This window comes from Mitsuaria sp. TWR114, from assembly GCF_007997345.1.
The window spans coordinates 1-5,306 of the sequence record NZ_VOSR01000859.1 but is presented as its reverse complement, the minus strand read 5'-3'; the positions used below and the strand labels follow the sequence as shown (position 1 = coordinate 5,306).

Annotated in this window: 5 protein-coding genes; 4 read left to right on the top strand and 1 reads right to left on the bottom strand. The window is 72.3% G+C overall.

The genetic code is table 11. From position 1 onward, the window contains the following. Nucleotides 1-409 (bottom strand): LysR family transcriptional regulator (locus FUT87_RS25015; RefSeq protein WP_147242751.1); only part of this gene is annotated, 409 nt, incomplete at its 3' end. Nucleotides 410-523: 114 nt separating this feature from the next. On the opposite strand from FUT87_RS25015, the gene FUT87_RS25010 reads away from it, so the two are divergent. From FUT87_RS25010 to FUT87_RS24995, 4 genes are all read left to right on the top strand, one after another. Beyond that, on the top strand, nucleotides 524-1,033 hold the full coding sequence (locus FUT87_RS25010; RefSeq protein ID WP_183492946.1) for a DUF6265 family protein: 510 nt from the start codon (nucleotides 524-526) through the stop codon (nucleotides 1,031-1,033). Between the two features lie 99 nt (nucleotides 1,034-1,132). After that, entirely contained in the window at nucleotides 1,133-2,569 is a 1,437-nt protein-coding gene (gene dbpA / locus FUT87_RS25005) for an ATP-dependent RNA helicase DbpA (RefSeq protein ID WP_147242749.1), read from the top strand. Next, nucleotides 2,566-3,816, top strand: a complete 1,251-nt coding sequence (locus tag FUT87_RS25000) for a DEAD/DEAH box helicase (RefSeq protein ID WP_147242748.1) — start codon at nucleotides 2,566-2,568, stop codon at nucleotides 3,814-3,816. The genes dbpA and FUT87_RS25000 overlap by 4 nt, the downstream gene beginning before the upstream one ends. A gap of 277 nt (nucleotides 3,817-4,093) precedes the next feature. Continuing rightward, on the top strand, nucleotides 4,094-5,306 hold a 1,213-nt coding region (locus FUT87_RS24995), incomplete at its 3' end, for a glycosyl hydrolase 53 family protein (RefSeq protein WP_186830753.1).

Genomic DNA, 5,306 nt, shown 5'->3' with positions numbered 1-5,306 from the left:
CGCCGATGACATCGACGATGCGGTCGCTGACGCCCATGTCGAGCTGGATCTCCGGATGACGCGCATGGAACTCCGGCAGCGCCGGCATCAGGACCAGCCGCGCGAAGGGCGTCGGCACGTCGACCCGCAGCCGGCCGCGCGGCGACGTGGTGGCGCTGGACAGCGCCGTGTCCGCGTCGTCCAGGTCGGCCAGCACGCGCACCACGCGCTCGTAATACGCGGCGCCGTCCGGCGTCACCCGGACCTGCCGCGTCGTGCGGTGCAGCAGCTTCACCCGCAGGCGCGCCTCGAGCTGCTGCACCAGCTGCGTCACGGTGGTCTTGCTCAGGTGCAGCGTCTGCGCCGCCTTGGTGAAGCTGCCGGCCTCCACCACGCGGGCGAAGGCGAGCAGCGCATCGAATCGGTCCATCGTCGAGTCACCTTGATTGCTGTTGGCGAGATCGGGCGCATTCTCTTTCGCCGCCGGCTGGCGCCAGCGCGGCGCCGGCGGTAGATTCGCGCATCGTCCCCCGGAGCCCACGCCATGTGCCCTCGCCTCGCCGCCGTGATTGCCTTGCCGATTGCCGCCCTTGCCTCCGCCCTCGCCCCCGCCAACGCCCATGCCGAGGACGTCCAGCTGGAGCGGCTCGGCTGGCTGGCCGGCTGTTGGGCCGCAGAGAAGGGCGAAGCGGGCTCGGTGGAGCACTGGCTGCCGCTGGCCGGCGGCACGATGCTGGGCATCGGCCGCACGGTCAGGAACGGCCGCACCGTCGAGCACGAGTTCATGCAGATCCGGCTCAACGCCGAGGGCCAGCCGGTCTTCATCGCGCAGCCGTCGCGGCAGAAGGAGGCGACCTTCGTGGCCACCTCGATCGGCGAACGCGCCGTGACCTTCGAGAACCCGGCCCACGATTTCCCCCAGCGCGTGATCTACCGCGCCGTCGGCGAGAGCGGGCTCGCCGCCCGCATCGAGGGCCAGCGCAACGGCACGACGCGCGGCATCGACTTCCCGATGCGGCGCGTGGCCTGCGAGGCGGCCAAGCCCGCGCCCTGACGGCGGACGGCCCCGCCGAGCAGGCCCGAAACGCGACTTCATCGTCGATTCGCCGGCAGGCGGCCCGGGGCCGGCGGCGTGGATCGCCGACAATCGCGCATGACCCGCACCGATCCCACCGGCTCCGCCGCCCCGGCGGCGCCGACGCCCGCGTCCGACGCGACCGCCTTCGACCGCCTCCCCCTGCCCCCCGCCATGCTGGCCAACCTGCGCCAGCTGGGCTACCTCTCGATGACGCCGATCCAGGCGGAGAGCCTGCCGCTGACGCTGGGCGGCCACGACCTGATCGCGCAGGCCAAGACCGGCAGCGGCAAGACCGCGGCGTTCTCGCTGCCGCTGCTGGCCAACCTGAATCCGCGCCGCTTCGCCGTCCAGGCCCTGGTGCTGTGCCCGACGCGCGAGCTCGCCGACCAGGTCACGCAGGAGATCCGCCGCCTGGCCCGTGCCGAGGACAACATCAAGACGCTGACCCTGTGCGGCGGCGTGCCGATCCGCACGCAGCTCGCCAGCCTGGCGCATGGCGCCCACATCGTCGTCGGCACGCCGGGCCGCATCCTCGACCACCTGCAGCGCGAGACGCTGTCGCTGGAGGCGCTGAACACGCTGGTGCTGGACGAAGCCGATCGCATGCTGGACATGGGCTTCGCCGAGGACATCGCCCAGGTCGTCGCCCATTGCCCCAAGCAGCGCCAGACGCTGCTGTTCTCGGCCACCTACCCCGACGACGTGGCCGCGCTGGCGGGCCGCTTCATGCGCGACCCGAAGACGGTGACCCTGACCGAGCGCCATGCGGCCAACAAGATCCGCCAGCGCTTCTACGAGGTGACCGAGGCCGAGCGGCTGCATGCCGTCGGCCTGCTGCTCAACCACTTCCGCCCGGCCAGCACGCTGGCCTTCTGCAACACCAAGCAGCAGTGCCGCGACCTCGTGGCCGTGCTGCAGGCGCAGGGCATCGTGGCGCTGGAGCTGCATGGGGACCTGGAACAGCGCGAGCGCGACCAAGTGCTGGTGCGCTTCGCCAACCGCAGCTGCAGCGTGCTGGTCGCCACCGACGTGGCCGCGCGCGGCCTGGACATCGCGCAGCTCGAGGCGGTGATCAACATCGACATCACGCCCGATCCCGAGGTGCATGTGCATCGCATCGGTCGCACCGGCCGCGCCGACGAAGCGGGCTGGGCCTTCAGCCTCGCCAGCCTGGACGAGATGGGCCGCGTCGGCCGCATCGACCAGATGCAAGGCAGCGTCAGTCCCTGGTACCCGCTGTCCGAGCTGACCGCCACGGCCGGCGGCCCGCCGCTGCGGCCGCCGATGGTGACGCTGCAGATCCTCGGCGGCCGCAAGGAGAAGATCCGCCCCGGCGACGTGCTGGGCGCGCTGACCAAGGACCTCGGCCTGGACGGCGCCAGCATCGGCAAGATCAACGTCAACGAGTTCTCCACCTACGTGGCCGTCGCGCCCGAGCTGGCGGACCAGGCACTGCGCGGGCTCAATGCCGGCAAGGTGAAGGGCAAGTCGGTGAAGGTGAGGCGCCTGTGAGCGACTTCGCCGACCTCGGACTGTCGCCCGCGCTGCTGCGCGCCGCCGATGAACTGGGCTTCGACCGCCCCACCCCCATCCAGGCCGCGGCCATCGCGCCGATCCTGGCCGGTCGCGACCTGCTGGGCAGCGCCGCCACCGGCTCCGGCAAGACGGCCGCGTATGTCTTCCCGGTGCTGCAGCGCCTCGATGCCGGCGTGCGGCCGGCGCTGCGCCGCGCGCAGGTGCTGGTGCTCGTGCCCACGCGCGAGCTCGCCGCGCAGGTCGGCGAGACCCTGATCCAGGTCGGGCGCTTCCTGCGCGAGCCGGTCAAGGTCTCGGTGCTGTATGGCGGCGTGTCGATCAATCCGCAGATGATGGCGCTGCGCGGCGGCGCGGACATCGTCGTGGCGACGCCGGGCCGGCTGCTCGACGTGGTCGCGAAGAACGCGCTGAAGCTGGGCGACGTCGACTGCCTGGTGCTCGACGAGGCCGACCGCCTGCTCGACGCGGGCTTCGCCGACGAGCTCGCGCAGGTGCTGGCGCTGCTGCCGCGCCGGCGGCAGAACCTGCTGTTCTCCGCCACCTTCCCGGACGCGGTGCAGGCGCTGACGACGCAGCTGCTGCACGACCCGGTGCGCGTCGAGGTCAGCGGCGAACCGGCCACCGAGGGGCAGATCGAGGAGCATGCGGTCGAGGTCGATGCCGCGCGGCGCACGCCGCTGCTGCGCCACATGATCGAACGCGGCGAGTGGTCGCGCGTGCTGGTCTTCGTCGCCACGCGTTATGCCTGCGACCACGTGGCCGACAAGCTGCGCCGGGCCGGCCTGGAGGCCGCCGCCTTCCATGGCGACGCGAGCCAGGGCGCGCGCACGCGCACGCTGGCCGACTTCAAGGCGGGCCGGCTGCGGGTGCTGGTGGCGACGGATCTCGGCGCGCGCGGCATCGACATCGCGCGGCTGCCGGTCGTCGTGAACTACGACCTGCCGCGCGCCGCGGCGGACTACACCCACCGCATCGGCCGCACCGCGCGCGCCGGCGAGAACGGCCTGGCGGTGAGCTTCATCAGCGCCGCCACGGAAGCGCACTTCCGCCTGATCGAGAAGCGCCAGGGACGCCGCGTCGCCCGCGAGCGCATCGCCGGTTTCGAGCCGACCGAGACCGCGCCGCCGGACGCGGCGACCGGCGGCGTCAAGGGCCGGCGGCCCAGCAAGAAAGACAAGCTCCGGGCCGCCGCGGCGGCGGCCACGGTGAAGCGCGGCACCTGAGGCCGATGCGTTAGGCCGATGCGTTAGGCCTGCATGTGAGGCCGGTGTGTGACGCCGGCGCGTCAGGCCCGCGCGGGATCGGGAAACCCCTCACCCCCGCCCTGCGGCAATCGACGACACTAGTCGCAAGGTTAAGCGATTAACCTGACCAGCAAGATAGCTGGCACCGACAACAAGGCCGAGGCGCCGCCAGGCGTCCCGGCGAGTGAGACAGCCGTGATCCTGCCGCGCCCGTTGCCCCGTCCTGGCGTCACCCGACGCAACCTGGTGCTCTCCGGTGCCGCGCTCTGCGCCGCCGGATCAGCCGTCGCCTCCGCGGCCTCGTCTGCCGCCGAATCAGCCGCCGCGCCGGCCGCGCCGTCCGTTCCCCGCTCGCGACGCTGACGCGGACGGCGCGATCCAGACCTCCCACCGCAAGGACTTCATCCTGGGCGTCGACATCTCCACGCTGGAGACCGTCGAGCGTGGCGGCGGGAAGTTCTCGACGGCCGACGGCCGGCCGGGCTCCGCGCTGCAGATCCTGCGCGCGGCCGGCATGAACTGGGGCCGCTTGCGGCTGTGGCACACGCCGGTCAACGCCCACGACGTGATCGAGGACGGCCGCATCGTCTCGCGCCACGGCGAGCCCGTCGGCGGCGGCGACAACGGCCTGGCCGTCACGCTGCGGCTGGCCCGGCGGCTGAAGGCGCAAGGCATGAAATGGCTGCTGGACATCCACTACAGCGACCACTGGACCGACCCCGGCAAACAGGCGAAACCCGCCGCCTGGACCGGCCTGCACGGCGCGGCGCTGGCGCAGGAGGTTGAACGTTATACCTCCGAGGTGCTGAAGGCCCTCCACGACCAGGGGACCGACCCGGACATGATCCAGGTCGGCAACGAGATCAACGGCGGCATGCTCTGGCCCGACGGCAAGACCTGGCAGCAGACGCCCGACGAGCAGGTCGGCGGTGACGCGGCCTTCATCGCGCTGCTGCGGGCCGGCATCCGCGGCGTCCGGGCCACCGACGCGCTGCGCGGCGGCCGCCTGCCGGTGATGCTGCACCTGGCGCACCAGGGCGACGGCAAGAGCGCCGAAACCTTCCGCCGGGTCTACGACGGGTTCGAGGCCGCCAAGCTCGACTACGACGTCATCGGCCTGAGCTGGTACCCGTATCACCACGACCCCTACGACGCGCTGCGCGACAACCTGCGCCTGCTGTCGGACCGCTACCGCAAACCGCTGGTGGTGGTCGAAACCGCGTACGGCCACCAGCTGGACAACCCCGGCGGTGGCGGCGCGGTCTTCAACGAGGAGGGCGCGCGCCGCTCCGGTTATCCCGCCACGCCCGAGGGCCAGGCGCGGATGCTGCGCGACGTGGTCCGCGCGGTGACCGCGGTGCCGCAGGGCCTGGGCGTCTTCTACTGGGAACCCGCCTGGCTCGCGGTGCCCGGCGCGGGCTGGCGCACCGGCGACGGCAACGGCTGGGCCAACCAGACGCTGTTCGACG

Bases quoted from the DNA above. Each gene is read 5' to 3' on its own strand.
- dbpA (WP_147242749.1), top strand. From the start codon at position 1,133: ATGACCCGCACCGATCCCACCGGCTCCGCCGCCCCGGCGGCGCCGACG.
- FUT87_RS25010 (WP_183492946.1), top strand. From the start codon at position 524: ATGTGCCCTCGCCTCGCCGCCGTGATTGCCTTGCCGATTGCCGCCCTT.